Annotated in this window: 19 protein-coding genes; 11 read left to right on the plus strand and 8 right to left on the minus strand. The window is 72.7% G+C overall.

Features of this window, described 5'->3' with window-relative positions; all coding sequences use genetic code 11:
- The first annotated feature begins 142 nt into the window (after positions 1-142).
- The 3 genes from glmS to ACWAUO_RS07865 all read left to right on the plus strand — a co-directional run bounded on the left by glmS (position 143) and on the right by ACWAUO_RS07865 (position 3130).
- Positions 143-1993, plus strand: a complete 1851-nt coding sequence (gene glmS, locus ACWAUO_RS07855) for a glutamine--fructose-6-phosphate transaminase (isomerizing) (RefSeq protein ID WP_460774475.1) — start codon at positions 143-145, stop codon at positions 1991-1993.
- Positions 1994-2192: 199 nt separating this feature from the next.
- Positions 2193-2558 (plus strand): holo-ACP synthase, encoded by a 366-nt coding sequence (locus ACWAUO_RS07860; RefSeq protein ID WP_460774477.1) that lies wholly within the window; start codon positions 2193-2195, stop codon positions 2556-2558.
- Positions 2555-3130: an LOG family protein gene (locus ACWAUO_RS07865; RefSeq protein ID WP_460774478.1), complete on the plus strand. Its 576-nt coding sequence runs from the start codon at positions 2555-2557 to the stop codon at positions 3128-3130. The genes ACWAUO_RS07860 and ACWAUO_RS07865 overlap by 4 nt, the downstream gene beginning before the upstream one ends.
- 210 nt (positions 3131-3340) lie before the next feature.
- On the opposite strand, the gene ACWAUO_RS07870 is transcribed toward ACWAUO_RS07865, so the two are convergent.
- The 7 genes from ACWAUO_RS07870 to ACWAUO_RS07900 form a co-directional block, all read right to left on the minus strand.
- Positions 3341-3868 (minus strand): flavin reductase family protein, encoded by a 528-nt coding sequence (locus tag ACWAUO_RS07870; protein WP_460774480.1) that lies wholly within the window; start codon positions 3866-3868, stop codon positions 3341-3343.
- Positions 3865-5478: a GMC family oxidoreductase gene (locus ACWAUO_RS07875; RefSeq protein ID WP_460774481.1), complete on the minus strand. Its 1614-nt coding sequence runs from the start codon at positions 5476-5478 to the stop codon at positions 3865-3867. Before ACWAUO_RS07875 ends, ACWAUO_RS07870 begins: the two co-directional genes overlap by 4 nt.
- Positions 5478-6095 (minus strand): thiamine pyrophosphate-dependent enzyme, encoded by a 618-nt coding sequence (locus ACWAUO_RS07880; RefSeq protein WP_460774483.1) that lies wholly within the window; start codon positions 6093-6095, stop codon positions 5478-5480. The genes ACWAUO_RS07875 and ACWAUO_RS07880 overlap by 1 nt, the downstream gene beginning before the upstream one ends.
- A complete protein-coding gene (locus tag ACWAUO_RS07885; protein ID WP_460774485.1) occupies positions 6092-6592 on the minus strand; it encodes a thiamine pyrophosphate-binding protein in 501 nt (166 codons plus the stop codon). Before ACWAUO_RS07885 ends, ACWAUO_RS07880 begins: the two co-directional genes overlap by 4 nt.
- Before the next feature lie 26 nt (positions 6593-6618).
- Positions 6619-8067, minus strand: a complete 1449-nt coding sequence (locus ACWAUO_RS07890; protein ID WP_460774487.1) for an NtaA/DmoA family FMN-dependent monooxygenase — start codon at positions 8065-8067, stop codon at positions 6619-6621.
- The gene (locus tag ACWAUO_RS07895; RefSeq protein ID WP_460774489.1) at positions 8064-9566 is read right to left on the minus strand and encodes an aldehyde dehydrogenase family protein; all 1503 of its coding nucleotides are present in this window, start codon (positions 9564-9566) and stop codon (positions 8064-8066) included. Before ACWAUO_RS07895 ends, ACWAUO_RS07890 begins: the two co-directional genes overlap by 4 nt.
- 178 nt (positions 9567-9744) lie before the next feature.
- The gene (locus ACWAUO_RS07900; protein WP_460774490.1) at positions 9745-10347 is read right to left on the minus strand and encodes a helix-turn-helix domain-containing protein; all 603 of its coding nucleotides are present in this window, start codon (positions 10345-10347) and stop codon (positions 9745-9747) included.
- 238 nt (positions 10348-10585) lie between these two features.
- Here ACWAUO_RS07900 and alr point away from each other — a divergent pair, with 238 nt between their 5' ends.
- From alr to ACWAUO_RS07935, 7 genes are all read left to right on the plus strand, one after another.
- Entirely contained in the window at positions 10586-11710 is a 1125-nt protein-coding gene (alr, locus tag ACWAUO_RS07905; protein ID WP_460774492.1) for an alanine racemase, read from the plus strand.
- Positions 11711-11771: 61 nt separating this feature from the next.
- A complete protein-coding gene (gene tsaE / locus ACWAUO_RS07910; RefSeq protein ID WP_460774494.1) occupies positions 11772-12275 on the plus strand; it encodes a tRNA (adenosine(37)-N6)-threonylcarbamoyltransferase complex ATPase subunit type 1 TsaE in 504 nt (167 codons plus the stop codon).
- 97 nt (positions 12276-12372) lie between these two features.
- Positions 12373-13065 (plus strand): tRNA (adenosine(37)-N6)-threonylcarbamoyltransferase complex dimerization subunit type 1 TsaB, encoded by a 693-nt coding sequence (gene tsaB, locus ACWAUO_RS07915; protein WP_460774495.1) that lies wholly within the window; start codon positions 12373-12375, stop codon positions 13063-13065.
- Positions 13062-13568 (plus strand): ribosomal protein S18-alanine N-acetyltransferase, encoded by a 507-nt coding sequence (rimI, locus tag ACWAUO_RS07920; RefSeq protein ID WP_460774497.1) that lies wholly within the window; start codon positions 13062-13064, stop codon positions 13566-13568. Before tsaB ends, rimI begins: the two co-directional genes overlap by 4 nt.
- Positions 13568-14644: a tRNA (adenosine(37)-N6)-threonylcarbamoyltransferase complex transferase subunit TsaD gene (tsaD, locus tag ACWAUO_RS07925; protein WP_460774499.1), complete on the plus strand. Its 1077-nt coding sequence runs from the start codon at positions 13568-13570 to the stop codon at positions 14642-14644. The genes rimI and tsaD overlap by 1 nt, the downstream gene beginning before the upstream one ends.
- 50 nt (positions 14645-14694) lie before the next feature.
- The gene (locus ACWAUO_RS07930; RefSeq protein ID WP_460774500.1) at positions 14695-15225 is read left to right on the plus strand and encodes a hypothetical protein; all 531 of its coding nucleotides are present in this window, start codon (positions 14695-14697) and stop codon (positions 15223-15225) included.
- Complete coding sequence (locus ACWAUO_RS07935; RefSeq protein WP_460774502.1) at positions 15222-15638, plus strand: hypothetical protein; 417 nt, start codon at positions 15222-15224, stop codon at positions 15636-15638. Before ACWAUO_RS07930 ends, ACWAUO_RS07935 begins: the two co-directional genes overlap by 4 nt.
- Here the strand turns inward: ACWAUO_RS07935 and ACWAUO_RS07940 are convergent.
- Entirely contained in the window at positions 15635-16822 is a 1188-nt protein-coding gene (locus ACWAUO_RS07940) for a class I SAM-dependent methyltransferase (protein WP_460774503.1), read from the minus strand. The genes ACWAUO_RS07935 and ACWAUO_RS07940 overlap by 4 nt on opposite strands.
- Before the next feature lie 203 nt (positions 16823-17025).
- On the opposite strand from ACWAUO_RS07940, the gene ACWAUO_RS07945 reads away from it, so the two are divergent.
- Entirely contained in the window at positions 17026-17748 is a 723-nt protein-coding gene (locus tag ACWAUO_RS07945) for a hypothetical protein (RefSeq protein ID WP_460774505.1), read from the plus strand.
- Positions 17749-17782: the final 34 nt, after the last annotated feature.

A 17782-nucleotide genomic window follows, 5' to 3' on the forward strand; every position in this document is an offset into this window, starting at 1 on the left:
CTCTTTCTGCGAGCCACCCCCTTTTGTGTCGCAGAAAGAGGGGTGGGTCGCAGAAAAGGGGGTGGGTCGGCCGGGGAAGCGACGCGACGCGCGTCGGGCCCGTGCGGCGGGTCCACAGGCCGCCGCAACTACGATTGACCGCATGTGTGGAATCGTCGGTTACGTGGGTCCTCGGCCCAGCCAGGAGATCCTGCTGTCCGGGCTCGCCCGCCTCGAGTACCGCGGGTACGACTCCGCGGGCATCGCGGTCATCGACGATGACGGCGATCTGGCGATGCGCAAGCGCGCCGGCAAGCTGAGCGTGCTGCGCGGCGACCTCGCCGAGCACCCCCTCGTCGACGGCACGACCGGCATCGGTCACACCCGGTGGGCGACCCACGGCGGCCCCACCGACCAGAACGCGCACCCGCACCTGGCAGACGACGACAAGCTCGCCGTCATCCACAACGGCATCATCGAGAACTTCGCCGAGCTGAAGGCCGAGCTGGAGGCCGCCGGGTACACCTTCCGCAGCGAGACCGACACCGAGGTCGCGGCGGTGCTGCTCGGCCGCGAGTACGCGGCATCCGGCGACCTCGTCGCCGCGTTCCGCGCCACCGTGCGCCGGCTCGAGGGCGCGTTCACGCTCCTCGCCATGCACCGGGACCACCCGGGTCTCGTCGTGGGCGCCCGCCGGAACTCGCCGCTCGTGATCGGACTCGGCGAGGGCGAGAACTTCCTCGGTTCCGACGTCGCCGCCTTCGTCGAGCACACTCGCAACGCGCTCGCCATCGGCCAGGACCAGATCGTCGCGATCACCCCCGCCGGCGTCGAGGTCACCGACTTCGACGGCGCGTCGGTCGAGGTCGAGCCGTTCGAGGTGACCTGGGATGCGTCGGCCGCCGACCGCGGCGGCTGGCGGTCGTTCATGGCCAAGGAGGTCTCGGAGGAGCCCGAGGCGGTCGCGAAGACCCTGCTCGGCCGCATCCGCGACGGGCTCGTCGAGATCCCGGAGCTCGACGGCCTCGACGAACTGTTCGCGGACATCACCCGCATCGTCATCATCGCCGCCGGCACCGCCGCGTACGCCGGTCAGGTCGGCAAGTACGCGATCGAGCAGTGGACCCGCGTGCCGGTCGAGGTCGAGCTCGCGCACGAGTTCCGCTACCGCGACCCCGTGCTCACCCCCGAGACGCTGGTCATCTCGATCAGCCAGTCCGGCGAGACCATGGACACCCTCATGGCCGTGAAGTACGCCCGCGAGCACGGCGCGAAGACGCTGTCGATCTGCAACACCCAGGGCGCCACCATCCCGCGCGAGTCCGACGCGATCGTCTACACGCACGCCGGACCCGAGGTCGCCGTCGCCTCCACGAAGGCGTTCGTCGCGCAGATCACCGCGCTGTACCTGTTCGGGCTGCACGTCGCCCGCATCCGCGGTTCGCTGTCGCACACCGAGATCGCCGAGAACATCCGCGAGCTCGAGGCCATCCCGGAGAAGATCCAGCGGGTGCTCGACGGCGAGTCCGACCACATCGCGCAGCTGTCGCACTGGATGGCCGACACCCGCTCGGTGCTGTTCCTCGGTCGCCACGTGGGCTACCCGATCGCGCTCGAGGGTGCGCTCAAGCTCAAGGAGATCACGTACATCCACGCCGAGGGGTTCGCCGCGGGCGAGCTCAAGCACGGGCCCATCGCGCTCATCGAGCCCGGGCAGCCGGTGTTCGTGATCGTGCCGTCGCCGCGTGAGTCGGCGCTGTTGCAGTCCAAGGTCGTCTCCAACATCGAGGAGATCCGAGCCCGCGGCGCCCGCGTCATCGCGATCGCCGAGGAGGGTGACGTCGCCGTGCTGCCCAAGGCCGACGAGGTGCTCCGCATCCCGCTCGCCGGGCCGATCTTCGAGCCGCTGCTCGCCGTGGTGCCGCTGCACCTGTTCGCGATGGGCCTCGCCGAGGCGAAGGGTCTGGACGTCGACCAGCCGCGGAACCTCGCCAAGTCCGTCACCGTCGAGTAGCCGCGTTGCCGCCCCATCCGTCGCGGTGTTCAGAACTCAGGACGGATGCGGCCGGCGCGTCCGGGAGCCGCATGTTCACGGCGTCGGCCGCGAACGGTCCTGAGTTCTGTGCAGGGTCGGTGCGGCCGCCGACGCCCTGACGGCTCGGTAGGCTGGCCGGGGCGCCCGAACACGGCGCCCGTCGTCTGTAGGAGGCCGCATGATCGTCGGGATCGGTGTCGACCTCGTCGACGTGCCGCGGTTCGAGGCGCACCTGGAGCGCACGCCGAAGCTGCGCGAGCGCCTCTTCTCGCCGGCCGAGCGGGAACTGAAGACCCGGTCGCTCGCCGCGCGCTACGCCGCCAAGGAGGCGCTCATCAAGGCGCTCGGCGGCTCCGAGGGCGTGCACTGGACCGAGATCGAGATCGCGCCCGAACCCAGCGGCCGGCCCTGGTTCTCGCTCAGCGGCACCACCGCCGAGGTCGTCGCCGCGCGCGGGATCACCGCGCTGCACCTGTCCATGTCACACGACGCGGGGCTCGCCACCGCGTACGTCGTCGCCGAAGCGGGAGGGGATGCCGCATGACCACCATCCGAAGGATCGCCGTGTACACCGGGTCCGCCACCGGGGTCGTCCCCGCCTACCGGGAGGCCGCGGTCGCGGTCGGCACCCGGCTCGGCCGCGACGGGCTCGGACTCGTCTACGGCGGCGGGCACGTGGGGCTCATGGGGCTGCTCTCCGACGCCGCCCTCGACGCGGGCGCGCACGTCATCGGCGTCATCCCGCAGGCCCTCGTCGACGCCGAACTCGCTCACCCGCGCCTGGAGCAGCTCGAGGTCGTGCCCGACATGCACACCCGCAAGCTCCGGATGTCGGACCTCGCCGACGCGTTCGTCGCGATGCCGGGCGGCCCGGGCACGCTCGAGGAGTTCTTCGAGGTGTGGACGTGGCTGCAGCTCGGGTTCCACCGCAAGCCCGTCGCGCTGCTCGACGTCGAGGGCTTCTGGCAGCCGCTCGTCGCCATGCTGGACCGCATGGTCGAGGCGGGGTTCGTGACCGCGGAGTTCCGCGGCTCCCTCATCGTCGCGGCGACCGTCGACGAGCTCTTCGACGCCCTCGCGGCGTGGGTGCCCCCGGCACCGAAGTTCGCCCGCTGACCCGCCGCTGACGCCGCGCCGCCGCGTACCGCCGCGCCGCCGCATCCCGCCGCTGACGCCGCGCCGCCGCGTACCGCCGTCACAGAGCGGTCGACTTGCCTCACATGTACGGGGTGAGCGTTCTCACGCGTACATCTGAGGCAAGTCGACCGGGTGGGGGTGGTGCCCGGAGGCGCGGCGGATGCGGGGTGCCGCGCCCCCGGGGGTCGGTTACGCCGAGAGCTCGTCGGCGGTGAGCTGCAGCGAGCGGAAGTCCGAACGGTGGAACACGAGCGGCTCGAGGTCGGGCAGCACGCCGAGGGCGGTCACCTCGAGCAGCGCGATCGTGTGGTCGCCGGCGTCGTGCTCGCCGTAGAGGCGGGTCTCGAGCCACAGCGGGGTGCCGTGGATGAAGCGCGCCGGCGTCCCGGAGTGGCGCAGCTCCACGCCCTCGAAGCGGCGGGCGCGGTCCTTGCCGGAGATCTGCCGGGCGAGCGCGCCCTGGCCCTCGGCGAGCACCGTCACGCCGATCCGGTCGGCGCCGCGCAGGAGCGGCCACGTGGACGACGAGCGTTGCACGGCGCACGAGACGAGCGGCGGGTCCATCGAGACGCCGACCGTGAAGGCCGATGCGACCATGCCCTGCGTCTCGCCGTCGACGTCGGCGAGGAGCGCGACGACGCCGGAGGGGAAGTGCGAGAACGCCTGGCGCAGGTCGCTCGTGGCGCTGTCGTACGGGGGCAGTTCGGCGCGGATCATGCGGGGACCTCCTGAGGGGTGGATGCGGCGGATGCCGCGGTGAACCGCATCCGGCCGGTGATGAGATCGGCGGCGCGCTCTGCGATCGCGACCGTCGGGGCCTGGGTGTTGCTGGTGGGGATGGACGGCATGACCGACGCGTCGGCGACCCGGAGGCCGCTGATGCCGCGCACCCGCAGCTGCGGGTCGACGACGGCCAGCTCGTCGGTGCCGATCCGGGCGGTGCCGGAGCAGTGGAAGAACGTGCCGATGTTCTCGCGGACGAAGTGCGTGCGCTCGGCGGGCGTGAGCCCCGCGGGCGGGGTGATGGGGCCGTCGGCGAGCTCGGCGTAGGCCGAGGACGCGACGAGGTCCTGCACGGTGTCGAGCGCCTCGGTCATGGCCTGCACGTCGCGCGGGTCGGCGAGGTAGTTCGGGTGGATGTCCGCGTGCGCCGTCGGGTCGGCGGAGCGGACGCGCACCCAGCCGACCGAGCGGGAGCCGTACAGGCCCGGTACGATCGCGAACACGCGGTTGCCGGACAGGTCGTGCTTCGCGTGCAGCGCGTCGTCGCCGCGGGAGCCGTGGGCGATGACGGCGTGCAGGTCGGGGGCCGTGCCCGCGACGGAGCTGCGCCAGTTGAGCATGGCGCCGCCGCCGTTGCCCACGACCTCGCCGAGGTCGTGCTTCGCGCGGAAGTTCACGCCGAGGATGAGCGGGTGGTCCTGGAAGTTCTCGCCGACACCGGGGAGGTGGTGCAGCGGGGCGATGCCCGCATCCCGGAGCCGTTCCGCGTCGCCGATCCCCGAGCGCTGCAGCAGCGTCGGGGTGTCCAGCGCGCCGGCCGCGAGGACGACCTCGGTCGCCGCGGTGACGACCTCGGCGCCGGCCACGAGGTGGCGGACGCCGGTGGCACGGTCGCCGTCGAGCACGATCGCGTGCACCAAGCTGTCGACGAGCACGTCGAGGTTGGGCCGGGAGAGGGCGGGCTCGAGGTAGCCGCGGGCGGTGCTCCAGCGCTCGAAGGAGCCGTCCTCGCCGATGATCGCGTTGTAGTCCGCGTACACGGCGCCGAAGTCGTCGGCCGCGTTGGCGTCGTCGATCACGGGCATGCCGAGTTCGGCGGATGCGGCCACGAGGGCGTGTGCGATCGGGTGCAGCTTCGCGAGCGGGCCCACCCGCATCGGGCCGTCGGTCCCGCGGTAGGCGGGGTCGCCGCCCGCGCGCGCCTCGGAGGCGCGGAAGTACGGGAGGAGGTCGTCGAAGCCCCAGCCGGTCGCCCCGGCGGCGGCCCACGCGTCGTAGTCGGCGCGGTTGCCGCGGTACCAGAGCATCGCGTTCGTGGACGAGCTGCCGCCGAGCACCTTGCCGCGCGGCATGTTCAGCGAGCGGCCGAGCACGTGCTCGGTGGGGGTCGACCGGTAGCCGTAGTCGAGCGCGCCGCCGATGAGCGAGTCCCAGTGGGCGGCGTCGAGCACCTCGCGCAGCCCCCGGTGGTCGGGGCCGCCCTCGATGAGCAGCACGCGCGCGGCGGGGTCCTCGGAGAGTCGTGCGGCCAGCACACAGCCGGCCGCGCCGCCGCCCACGACGAGGAAGTCGTAGGCGGCGGACGGGGCGGTGACGACGGGCATCAGTTGTGCTCGCTCGGTCCCATGATGGTGACGCCTTCGAGCTCCTCGACGTGGCGGACGAAGATGTACTTGTCCTCACGGCCGTCGGAGTGCTTGCGCTTGATCCCGGGCTCGAGGATGCCGTCGGTCTTCGCGACGACGATGTACGGCTCGTCGGCGGCGAGGCCCGCCTCGCAGTGCCGGTCGAAGTCCTCGAGCGTGGTGGCGGTGTAGGCGTGGCGGATGCCGGCGCCCCGCGCCATGCCGGCGAGGTCGACGCGGCCGAGCTGCGTGTGGGTGCGGGGGCCGCCGATGGACTGGTAGCACTCGTTGTCCCACACCACGATGAACAGGTTCTTCGGCTGCTCGTTCGAGACCGTCGCGAGCGCGCCGAGGTTGAACAGCAGCCCGCCGTCGGTGTCGAGCGACACGATGCGGCGGTGGGGCAGGCCCACCGCGAGGCCGAGGGCCTCCGGGGTGACGCAGCCCAGCTGCTGCTGGAACAGGCTCGCCTCGCGCATGTGGGGAGCGGCGTTGTACCACTCGTCCACCGCGCCGCCGAGCGACAGGATGACCAGGGCGTCGTCGTTCAGACGCGCACCCAGGAGCTTCATGCAGGCGTAACGGCTCATGCTCATCGCACGATCCCCCCTCCGAGGACGACAGCGGTGTGGTGGTAGGACGAGTAGGCGGTCTCGTAGGCGTTCACGATCGCCTGCTCGATCTCGTCGACCTCGCGCACGATCGTGTACGGCGTGCGGAGGGTCTGCAGCAGCGGCTCCATGGTGACGCCGTGCGGGATGGCCCACCAGTTGTTCTCGCCCATCTCGCCGCGGTAGCTCATGATCATGACCACCGGGATGCCGGCGCCCAGGCCGAGGCGTGCCAGGTGCTCGGTCGCGGCGCGCAGGCCCGAGTTCTCCATGACGAGCACGGCGCGCTTGCCGGAGAGGAAGACGCCGCCGGCCAGGGCCGCGCCCTCGCCCTCGTTCGTGACCGGGATGGTGCGGATGTCGGGATCGGCGTCCAGCGCCGGGTACAGCTCCTTCAGCAGGGAGTCCGGGAGGTAGGTGGCGATCGACACGCCGGCCCGCTTCAGGCCGCGGATCACCGCCTCGACGGCATCGGCTCTCATCAGTGTTGCTCTCTTTCGGGTGGGGGTCAGGACGCGGGGGTCGGGATGCGGTCGTCCGCCGCGCGGGCGGCGAGCGTGTGCGCGCGGTGGGTGGGAGCGAGCCGGGGGCCGCCGCCGAACCGCTCGCGGAGGGTGGGCGCAGCATCCGGGACGCCGGCGGCGCGGCCGCGGGCGCGGAGGATCGGCAGCACGAGCGCGATGAACGCGCGGTAGGCGTCCGGGCCGCCGAAGGTCGGCTCGAGCATGATGCCGTCGATGCCGGTGCCGTCGATGATCGCCTCGATCTCGTCGGCGACCTCCTCCGGCGAACCGGTGATCTGGAAGCCGCGGATCGCCTTGGTGCGGAACTGGTCGAGGATGTCGCCGACCTTCATGTCGGGGTTCTGGCGGGCGTAGCGCTGGATGAGCGTCTGGCCGAGGTCGGTCGTGAGGTCGACGACCTTCGCCTGCGGGTCGAGTCCGGTGAGGTCGAGCCCGGTGATGCCGGCGAACATGACCGCGGCGTCGTCGCGGCCGAGCACCTGCTCGTACTCGGCGCGCAGGGCCTCGGCCTCCTCGCGGGTCGGCGCGACCGTGACGGTCATGCCGGTGACCACGGCGATGTCGCCGGGCTCGCGGCCGTTCAGCACGGCCTGCTCGCGGATGTCCCGCACGTGGGCGGCGGCGCTCTCGATGGTCTGGCCCTGGATGAAGACGGCCTCGGCGTTCCGTGCCGCGTAGGCGCGGCCCCGGTCGGACGTGCCGGCCTGGAACAGCACCGGGGTGCGCTGCGGGGTCGGGGGCACCGCGAAGATGCCCGCCGACCGCTGGTGGTCGTCGGCCACCTCGACACGGTGGAGCTTCGCCGGGTCGGCGTACAGCCCGCGGTCGCGGTCGCGCACCTCGGCGTCGTCCTCCCAGCTGTGCTCCCAGTAGCGCAGGCAGGTGTCCAGGAACGAGTCGGCCGCATCGTACTTGCCGTCGTGGCTGAGCTGGTTCGTCACGCCGAACAGCTCGTCGGTCGTCGCCTGCGAGCTGCCGGTCACGACGTTCCAGCCGATGCGGCCGTCGGTGAACCGGTCGAGCGTGCCGAAGCGGCGCGCGGTGGCATAGGGGCGCTCCACCGTGGTGGGGGAGGTGACCACGAAGCCCAGGTGCTCGGTCTCGCGGGCGAGCGCCGGGATCGCCAGCATCGGATCGAGCGCCGGGAACTGGATGCCGTGTGCGGCGACCTCCTCCGGCATCCGTCCGCCGAGGGTGGCGTAGCCGTACGTGTCGGCGAAGAACAGGAAGTCGAAGCCGGCGGCGTCGAGCTCCTTCGCCAGGCCCACCCAGTAGTCCAGCTGGTCCCACTCGTCGCCGCGCCCCTTCGGGTGCAGCCAGGTGGGCATACCGTTGTTCGGGTTCATCATCTCGAAGACACCGAGCACGATCCGGCCGCCGGGGCCGGTCGGGGTTCGCAGGGTCGCCTCGGTCTCGGTCTCGATCTCGCTCACAGGACCATCACCACGCTCTTCGACTCCAGGTAGTTCTCCAGCCCCTGCGGGCCGTTCTCATAACCCCATCCCGACTCCTTGTGACCGCCCTTGGGCAGCTCCGGGCCGAGGTAGGAATGGCAGTTCACCCACACCGTCCCCGCCTGCAGGCGGTGGGCGACCCGGTGGGCGGCGGACACGTTCTCGGTCCACACGCTCGCGGCCAGGCCGTAGTCGGTGTCGTTCGCCCAGCCGAGCACCTCGTCGATCTCGTCGAACGGGGTCACCACGGCCACCGGGCCGAAGATCTCCTCCCGCATCAGCCGGGTGTGGGCGCCCACGTCGGTGAGGATCGTGGGGGTGTAGAAGGTGCCGGCGGGGCCGCTGCGCTCGCCACCGGTGACGACCGTGACGCCGTCGTCGACGCCTTCGGTGATGAAGCGCTCGACGCGCTCGGCCTGGGCGGTGCTCACGAGGGGCCCGAGGTCCGCATCCGGGTCGAGGCCGTGACCGAGCCGCAACCGGTCGCCCGCCGCGGCCATGCCGGACACGACCTCGTCGTAGACGTCGCGGTGGGCGTAGATGCGGGCGCTCGCGACGCACACCTGGCCGCCGTTGTCGAAGATGCCGCTGGAGACACCGGCGATCGCGGTGGGCAGGTCGGCGTCGGGGAGGATGATCGACGGGGACTTGCCGCCGAGCTCGAGCGTCAGGCGCTTGAGGTTGCCCGCCGCGGAGGTGAGCAGGCGCTTGCCGACGCCGGTGGAGCCGGTGAAGGTGATCTTGTTGACGCCGCGGTGGTCGGCCAGGGCCTGACCGGCCTCGGCGCCGAACCCGGTGACGATGTTCACGACGCCGGCGGGGACGCCCGCCTCCTGCAGCAGGCGGCCGAGGTAGAGGGCCGTGAGCGGGGTGTTCTCGGCCGGCTTCAGCACGACGGTGCAACCGGCGGCGAGGGCGGGGGCGAGCTTCATCACGGCCATGAGCAGCGGCGAGTTCCAGGGGACGATCGCGCCCACGACGCCGACCGGCTCGCGGCGGGTGTAGGCGAACAGCTGCTTGCCCGGCGGGGTCTTGCCGACCGTCGCCGGCAGCACCTGTCCCATGATCTTCGTCGGCCAGCCGGCGTAGTAGCGGAACTGGTTGATCGCGGCGGGGACCTCGCCGAACCGCGCGGTGCGGAGGTTCTTGCCCTGGTCGAGCGTCTCCAGTTCCGCGAGGTCCTCGAGGTGGGCCTCCATGAGGTCGGCGATGCGCCACAGCAGCTTCGAGCGCTCCGGCGGGGTCATGGCGGGCCAGGCGCCGGACTCGAGGGCGGTGCGCGCCGCCTTCACGGCAGCATCCACGTCCGCCGCGCCCCCGCGGGCGACGTCGGCGAGGGCGGTGCCGGTGGCGGGGTCGGTCGTGGTGAAACGCGTGCCGTCGGCCGCCTCGACCCAGGCGCCGTCGATGAGCAGGCGGCCGGGGTCGTCGGCGAGGAAGCGGGCGACGCCTTCGCGGTAGGTGATCTCGGTGGGCATGCCCACACCGTAGCTACCTATCGTTGATTACAAATAGCAATCACGTTTCGCGGATGTTTCGCGCTGCCGGGTCGCCCGTCCCTGGACCGCGAGACTGCATCTGCGCGACGAGACGGCATCCGATGGCAGCAGTCTCGTGCCGGAGATGCAGTCTCGTCGCCCTGACGCCGGGTGCGCGTCAGGCGGGGGTGTGGATGAGGACGAGCGTGGCGCCGGCGGCGTCCTTCACGGCCCACCGGTTCCGGAGCGCACCGGGGTGGGTGAGCGCGTCGCCCGGGCCGAGCTCCCACTCGCCGCGGCCGTCGATCATGACCGTGACCACGCCGTCGGCGACGTACACGGTGTTCTCGCCGTCGGACTCGAACCAGTCGCCGAGGTACGGGCCGGCGAGCACGTACTCCTGCACGGTCGCGCCGCCCTCGGACTCGGAGGTGAGGATGCGGCTGGTCGCGCGGTCGTCCGTCTCGGTCACCGGCACGAGTCCGCCCTCGCCGCGCCGGCTCACCCGCACCGGGTCGGGTTCGGGCGTCGAGGGGAGCAGCGCCGACGGCGAGATGCCGAGCACCTTCGCGAGGCGGAACAGCGTCGCGATCGAGGGCATCGTGTGGCCGGTCTCGATCTGGCTGAGGAACGGCTGGCTGATGTCCGCGGCCGCCGCGAGCGCACGCATGGAGAGCTTCTTCGCGGTTCGAGCGGCGCGCAGCTCACGGCCGAGGGACTGTCCGAGGAGCGCGTCGTCGACCGCATCCAGCGGGCCGGGCGTCGGATCCTGAGCGGTCACGGCACCACAATAGGCCGGATGCGGCGGCCACCCGCATCCGGTGCCGCACCGTGACTGCGCACAACTCAGGCAGAATCGGCCGTTTCGGCCTCGGACGGCCTCTCCAGACCGGTTCTGCCTGAGTTGTGAACACGCGGACGTGTGCCGGCGGCGGCGCGCCGGCAGCTCCGCGGGCCGGTGACGGCCGGGGAGTAGCGTGGGAGGATGCGGCGGCGCGCCGCGACCGGGAGGGATCGGGATGAGCAGGCTGCCGTCGGGCGCGATGCGCGAGGCGACGATCGACGTCGGGGCGATCGAGGACAACGTCCGACAGCTGCGGCGGATCGCCGGGGTCGAGGCCATCGCGGTGGTGAAGGCGGACGGGTACGGCCATGGCGCAGCCCGCACCGCGGCCGCGGCCCTCGCCGGTGGGGCGACCCGCCTCGGGGTCGCCGACGTGACCGAGGCGCTGGCCCTCCGCCGCGCCGGGATCGACGCGCCGATCATGGCGTGGCTGCATGCGCCGGGCGCGAGCTTCGGTGAGGCCGTGGAGCGGGGGATCGAACTCGGGATCTCCTCGCTCGACCAGCTCAACGCCGCCGCGGCGGCCGCGACCGCGGACCGCCCCGCGGTGCTGCACCTGAAGCTCGAGACGGGGCTCGGCCGCAACGGCCTCGCGCCCGAGCAGTGGGCGACCGTCTTCGCCGAGGCCGCGCGCCTCGAGCGCCTCGGCCGCGTCCGCGTGCTCGGCGCGTTCAGCCACCTCTCCAACACGAGCATCGAGGACGACCGTGCCGCGGTGCGCGAGTTCGAGCGCGGGCTCGGCGTCGCCGCATCCGTCGGCCTCGCCCCGCGCATGCGGCACATCGCCGCGACGCAGGCGGCGATCGAGCTGCCCGAGGCGCGCTTCGACTGCGTGCGGCTCGGCATCGGGATGTACGGGCTGTCGCCGTTCGCCGACCGGTCCTCCGCCGACCTGGGGCTGCGCCCCGCGATGACCCTGCGCGCCGACGTCGCCGCGGTGCGCCGGGTGCCCGCCGGCCACGGCGTCTCGTACGGTTACGTGCACCGCACCGACCGTGAGACCACCCTCGCGCTCGTGCCGCTGGGGTACGCCGACGGCGTCCCGCGGCAGGCCTCGGACACCGGGCCGGTGCACATCAACGGCAGGACGTACCGCGTCGCCGGGCGCATCGCGATGGACCAGTTCGTCGTCGACGTGGGCGACGCCCCGGTCGCGGTGGGCGATGAGGCGGTGCTGTTCGGCGACCCGACGCTCGGCCTCCCCTCGGCCACGGACTGGGCGGATGCCGCGGGCACCATCAACTACGAGATCGTCACCCGCATCGGCGCCCGGGTGCCGCGCCGGCAGGCGCAGGGATGAGCGCGGGCATGAACCGGGGGCGTCCGGCGTTGTCCCGGACATGCGTGAGGAGCAGGACACGATGACCGGTCTCGACGAACTCGTCGGGCAGCGCGAGATCACCTCGCCCGAGGCGATGGAGCAGCTCGGGCGGGAGATGGGGGAGCGGCTGCGCGCCGGTGACGTGGTGGTGCTCACCGGCCCGCTCGGCGCGGGCAAGACCACCCTCACCCGAGGGCTCGCGGCGGGCCTCGGGGTGCGCGGCCCGATCCAGAGCCCCACCTTCGTCATCGCCCGCACGCATCCTTCGCTCGTCGACGGTCCGCCGCTCGTGCACGTCGACGCGTACCGGCTCGGCTCGGCGGTGGAGCTCGACGACCTGGACATCGACCTCGTGAACTCGGTCGTCGTGGTCGAGTGGGGCGCCCCGTTCGCGGCCGCCGTCGCCGACACCTGGTGGGAGGTCGAACTCGACCGCGAGTGGCACGGACGAGGCGTCGACACCGCGTGCGGCACGTACTCGCGCGCGACGCTCGACCTCGACGCCGACTCACCGCGCCTGGTGACGATCTCCCGCCGCCCGTAGTCCCCGCATCCGGCCCGACCGGACCGCTCGGCGTCCGAAACGGCGCGGAACGGCGCAGGGACGGGCGACTCGCGGGTGGGGCGCATACCCTGGAAGGGTGCTCCTCGGTATCGACACCTCCCTCGGCACGGCCGTCGCCGTGATCGACCCGGACGGCGTGCTGCGCGCCGAGCGCGCGAGCGCCAACCCGCTCGGGCACGCCGAGGTCATCGGCACCCTCCTGCAGGAGGCGCTCGGCGAGGCCGAGGTGACCGCCGCGCTCGGGACCGCCGCGACCGGCACCGTCCCCGCATCCGGCGGCGACGTCGTGACCCATGTCGCCGCGGGCATGGGCCCCGGGCCCTTCACGGGCCTGCGGATCGGCATCGCCGCGGCGCGCACCTTCGCGCTCGCCCGCTCGATCCCGGTCGTGCCCGTCGTGAGCCACGACGCCGTCGCGCTCGGGATGCTGCTGGGCGCCGCGCTGTCGGGCGACGAGCCCGGCCGGTTCGCCGTCGTCACCGACGCGCGCCGCCGCGAGTTCGCCTACACCGTCTACGAGGGCCTGGACGACGACGGCCTCCCGATCCGGGTGACCGAACCGGCGCTCGTCCCGCGCGACGATGTCGACGCACGCCTCGCGGAGCTCGGCGCCGTTCGCGTGGACACCACGACCGTGCCGGCCGGGATGCTGGCGCTCGCCGCATCCCGTGCGCTCGCCGCCGGCCGGACCATCGGCCCGGGCGAGCCCCTCTACCTCCGCTCGCCCGACGTCACGGTCGGGCACACGCCGAAGCGGGTGGGGGCATGATCCGACCAGCGACGGTCGACGACCTGCCCGCGATCATGGCGCTCGAGCGTGCCTCGTTCCCCACCGACGCGTGGAGCGAACCGATGATGCGCGAGGAGCTCGTCTCTCCCCACGGCCGGTACTTCGTGCTGGAGACCGCCGGCCGGGTGACCGGGTACGCGGGCCTGCGCGCCCCCGCCGGGTCGCGCGACGGCGACGTGCAGACGATCGCGGTGGCCGAGACCTCCCGCGGACGGGGGAGCGGGCGGGAGCTGCTGCGCACCCTGCTGCGCACCGCCCACGAGCGCGGCGTCCGCGAGGTGTTCCTCGAGGTGCGTGACGACAACCCGGTGGCGCAGGCGCTGTACCGGTCGGAGGGGTTCGCCGAGCTCGGCAGACGCCCCGGCTACTACCAGCCCGACGACGTCGACGCGGTCATCATGCGCGTCGACGTGGCCGGCTGGGCCGCGAACCGGGCGACGGATGCGGTGGCCACGGGCGCCGACGGGAAGGGATGGTGCTGATGGCCACGGCCGAGCCCCTCGTGCTGGGCATCGAGACGAGCTGCGACGAGACCGGGATCGGGATCGTGCGCGGCCGGACGCTGCTCACCAACACGATCGCGAGCTCCATGGACGAGCACGCCCGCTACGGCGGCGTCGTCCCCGAGGTCGCCGCACGCGCGCACCTGGAGGCGCTGCAGCCGTCCATCGACGCGGCGCTCGCCGAGGCGGGGGTCGCCCTCATCGACCTCGACGCGGTCGCCGTCACGAGCGGACCGGGACTCGCCGGTGCCCTCATGGTCGGCGTCGGCGCCGCGAAGGCCCTGGCCGTCGGCCTCGGCAAGCCGCTCTACGCCGTGAACCACCTCGTCGGGCACATCGCCGCCGACATCCTGGACGCCGAGGCCGGGCCGCTCGAGTACCCCACGGTGGCGCTGCTGGTGAGCGGCGGGCACACCTCGCTCCTCCTCGTCCGCGACCTCACGACCGACGTCGAGCTGCTCGGCGAGACCGTCGACGATGCGGCCGGCGAGGCGTTCGACAAGGTCGCCCGGCTGCTCGGTCTGCCCTACCCGGGCGGTCCGGAGATCGACCGTGCGGCCGCGTCCGGCGACCCCGCCGCGATCCGGTTCCCGCGTGGCCTCTCCCGCGCCTCCGACATGGCCGCGCACCGGTACGACTTCTCGTTCTCCGGGCTGAAGACCGCGGTCGCCCGGTACATGGAGCAGACCCCCGACGCGTCCGTCCCCGACGTCGCCGCGTCGTTCCGCGAGGCCGTCGTCGACGTGCTCGTCACCAAGGCGCTCGACGCCTGCGAACGGCACGGCGTGCCGCGGCTCCTCCTCGGCGGCGGCGTCATCGCGAACCGGCGCCTGCGCGAGGTCGCGATCGAGCGCGCCGCGGCAGCGGGCGTGACCGTCCGCATCCCGCCGCTGAAGCTCTGCACGGACAACGGTGCGATGATCGCCGCCCTCGCGTCGCAGCTCATCATGCACGGCCGGCCGCCGTCCACCCTCGCGTTCGGGGCGGACTCCACGCTGCCGGTCACCGAGATCCAGGTCGCCGAAGCCGAACCGGACGGGGTGCCCGTGCCGTGAGCGAGCCGATCCCGCCGGGAGGGACACCGGACGCGCGACTGTCGCGACCGGTGCCCGACATCGCCATCGACCCGGTGGATCTGCCCGACACGGATGCGGCGGCCGCCGCCGTGCCGCCGTCCTCGCCGGCGCCGGCCGGTGCGAGCCCCCGGGTGGTCGCCTCGATCGAGCCCGCGTCACCGGACGTCGTCGTGCCGGGCGAATCGGTCGCCCTCCCGGGCGCACACCGCGGCGGGTTCACGACGCCGCCGACCGCGCCGGTCGACATCGCGCTGCCGCAACCGGTCGAACCCGCCGAGTTCGTCCCCACGGCGGGCACGGCGACGATCCCGGTCACGACGTCGGCGACGTGGAACCCCGGCCCCTACGCGCTGCTGTTCGCGATCACCGCGCTCGCGGTGTCGCTGATCGTCGGCTGGCTGTTCCCGCTCGGGGTCGTCGCGATCGTGTTCGCCGTCATCGCACTGCGCCGGAAGGGACAGCGGCGGATGGGCGCCTGGGCGCTGGGGCTCGCGCTGCTGTCGCTCGCGTACAGTGCGATCTGGCTCGTCTACGCCGCCGGACAAGGAGGTCTGCTGTGAGCACGACACCCCCGCCGGGCTGGTACGACACCGGCGTTCCCGGCGAGCAGGGCTGGTGGGACGGGATGCAGTGGACCCCGCACCGCCGCCCCGCCCCGCCGGCGCAGACGCCCGCGCCCCAGCCCGCCGCGACGCGCCCGCCGCAGGCACCGGCTGCGGCCCCGCAGGGGACGACCGCACCCCGGTTCGGGTGGGGGCCGCCGTGGCTCAGCATCACGGTCGGCGCGATCCTCGCGGTCGTCTCCATGCTGGTCGGCCTGCTGACGATCCTGATCATGGCGTTCGGCGCCGCGCCGCACGTGCTGCTCACCGGCTTCCTCGTCTTCGCGGCGGCGGGCGTCCTCGCCGGGCTCGCGTTCGCGAACGCGGCCGGTGCGGCCGTGAAGCGCCGGGTCGCCCCGGGAGCGCGCTAGGACCGCACGCGGTCGGCGAGGATCGCGCGCCGGCCCGCCTCGGTCCGGGTGAGGATGAGCGTCGCCTCCTCCGGTCCGGCGAGCTTCAGCTTGGGCCGCAGCTGCGCCGGATCGACGTCGACCCCGCGCTTCTTGATCTCGAGTCGACCGATGCCGCGGGCCCGGAGTGCCTTGCCGAGTCCCTTCACGTCTGTCGGCAGCTCCTCGCGCACTTGGAAGGACTGCACGAAGGGGCTGGTCAGCGCCGCATCCGAGGTGAGGTAGGCGATCCCGGGGGCGAGCATCCCGGCGTCGAGCGCGCGGGCGACGTCGCCGATGAGCCGGGCGCGGATGACCGCGCCGTCCGGCTCATGGAGGAACGCCCCGAGCCCGCGGACCGGTTCGTCCTCGGCGTCGGCCGGGGCGGTGAGCTCGTGCGCGGCGCCGGCGCGGATCACGAGCGCCGCCCGGCGCACGCCGTCCCGACGCAGCGACCCGGACCAGAGCACGAGTTCGATCGTCGACCCGTCCACCCCGATCCACTGCGCCTCCGCGTCGGCGGGGATCGCGTCCCGGTCGAACGCCGGGCCCAGTTTGATCCCGGTCGGGATGCGGTCGGCAGTCGCGAACGCCCAGTCGAGGGACGGGGTGTACTCGTCCGCGCCCACCCGCTTCGTCTCGCCGTGCCCGGCGGTGCGACGGGCGGGATCCAGCCACAGGCCGTCGACGGACGAGAGGTCGACCTCCTCTGCACGGCTGTGGCGCACTTCGGCGTCGTACGGTGCCAGGTTGTACGCGGCGAGCGCCGCGGTGATCTCGTCCGCGTCGACCGCGAGCACCCGCATCCCGAGCCCGGCGAAGCCGAGGGCGTCACCGCCCAGCCCGCACCCGAGGTCGGCCACGGTCGCGAGCCCCGCGTTCCGGAACCGCGACGCGTGCAGCGCCGCGACCTCCAGCCTGGTGGCCTGCTCGAGTCCCGCGCGGGTGAACAGCATCCGGTCGGCGAGCTCGCCGAACTTCGCGCGGGCACGGGTGCGCAGCCGTGCCTGACCGACGACCGCGGTCACCAGGTCCGGGGCGTGACCGGCCTTGCGCAGCCGGGACACCGCCGCGGCGACGGCGTCCGTCGACGCCAGTTCGCCGACCGCGTCGACGAGGGCCAGCCCGTCCGGGGTGAGCAGCGCGCGCAGTTCGGCCATGTCCATCCGGCCAGCCTACGGAAGGGCGAACCCCCGTGCGGGTCCGGGGTGGGAGGGGGATGCACCCCGGGTGGGGTGGGGGAGAACGCGGAGCACCCCCCGATGTGCGCTCCGGCACGCGCTCCTACCGTGGCACCAACACCAGATCACGGGGTGCGTCCCCGGGAACCGAGAAGCGGGGGCTCGTCCCCGGAAAGTGAGAAGTGATCATGCCCGGACAGAGTGGCTTCGTCAACGCCGCCCTCAATTCCTTCAACCACCTGCACAACGAGTTCGAGTACGAGGTCGAGCTCACCGCGGTGGCGAAGGACTCGTTCAACACCGACAGCTCCGACAACTCCATCCACGACAACGACGTCGACGTGTCGATCGACTCGCACGACTCGTACACGAAGCTCGTCGACAAGTCCGTGAACGCGGGCAACCGGGAGTACAACACCGGCTTCGGCGACATCGGCGTCGGCGGGGCGACGCTCGCGGCCGCGGCCGGCGGCGGCGGCGACCTGTTCATCGACAACCGCCCCACGATCACCGACCAGAGCTCGAACAGCGTCGTCAGCGGCAAGTTCGTCAACATGAAGTCCGAGAACGAGGCGGTCGTCTCCAGCGGCGACAACTCCGTGGCGGCCGGCGGCGACGTCGTCTCCGTCCTGAAGCTCGACAACAGCGTCAACATCAAGGCCGGCGACGACGTCGTCTTCGGCGACAAGATGACCGTCACCAACACGGCGATCAACTCCGGCAACACCTGGAGCTACGAGTCGAACGAGTGGGAGCTGGAGATCGAGGACTCGTTCAACTTCCAGCCGGTCGAGGTCGACATCGAGGACTCGTTCACGGTCGACTCGCACGACCACCTGCACAACGAGACCGAGGTCGAGGTCGACGTCAACGCCATCGTCGGCAGCATCGGAGCCGCGATCATCGACTGACACGCGCCCCCCGCCCGCCGGCCCGGCGGGCGGG

It is taken from the genome of Microbacterium sp. GXF7504, from assembly GCF_054798235.1.

Coding starts and splice junctions, on each gene's coding strand:
- glmS (WP_460774475.1), top strand. CDS start 143: ATGTGTGGAATCGTCGGTTACGTGGGTCCTCGGCCCAGCCAGGAGATC.
- ACWAUO_RS07860 (WP_460774477.1), top strand. CDS start 2,193: ATGATCGTCGGGATCGGTGTCGACCTCGTCGACGTGCCGCGGTTCGAG.
- ACWAUO_RS07865 (WP_460774478.1), top strand. CDS start 2,555: ATGACCACCATCCGAAGGATCGCCGTGTACACCGGGTCCGCCACCGGG.
- ACWAUO_RS07870 (WP_460774480.1), bottom strand. CDS start 3,868: ATGATCCGCGCCGAACTGCCCCCGTACGACAGCGCCACGAGCGACCTG.
- ACWAUO_RS07875 (WP_460774481.1), bottom strand. CDS start 5,478: ATGCCCGTCGTCACCGCCCCGTCCGCCGCCTACGACTTCCTCGTCGTG.
- ACWAUO_RS07880 (WP_460774483.1), bottom strand. CDS start 6,095: ATGAGCATGAGCCGTTACGCCTGCATGAAGCTCCTGGGTGCGCGTCTG.
- ACWAUO_RS07885 (WP_460774485.1), bottom strand. CDS start 6,592: ATGAGAGCCGATGCCGTCGAGGCGGTGATCCGCGGCCTGAAGCGGGCC.
- ACWAUO_RS07895 (WP_460774489.1), bottom strand. CDS start 9,566: ATGCCCACCGAGATCACCTACCGCGAAGGCGTCGCCCGCTTCCTCGCC.
- alr (WP_460774492.1), top strand. CDS start 10,586: ATGAGCAGGCTGCCGTCGGGCGCGATGCGCGAGGCGACGATCGACGTC.
- tsaE (WP_460774494.1), top strand. CDS start 11,772: ATGACCGGTCTCGACGAACTCGTCGGGCAGCGCGAGATCACCTCGCCC.
- rimI (WP_460774497.1), top strand. CDS start 13,062: ATGATCCGACCAGCGACGGTCGACGACCTGCCCGCGATCATGGCGCTC.
- tsaD (WP_460774499.1), top strand. CDS start 13,568: ATGGCCACGGCCGAGCCCCTCGTGCTGGGCATCGAGACGAGCTGCGAC.
- ACWAUO_RS07940 (WP_460774503.1), bottom strand. CDS start 16,822: ATGGACATGGCCGAACTGCGCGCGCTGCTCACCCCGGACGGGCTGGCC.
- ACWAUO_RS07945 (WP_460774505.1), top strand. CDS start 17,026: ATGCCCGGACAGAGTGGCTTCGTCAACGCCGCCCTCAATTCCTTCAAC.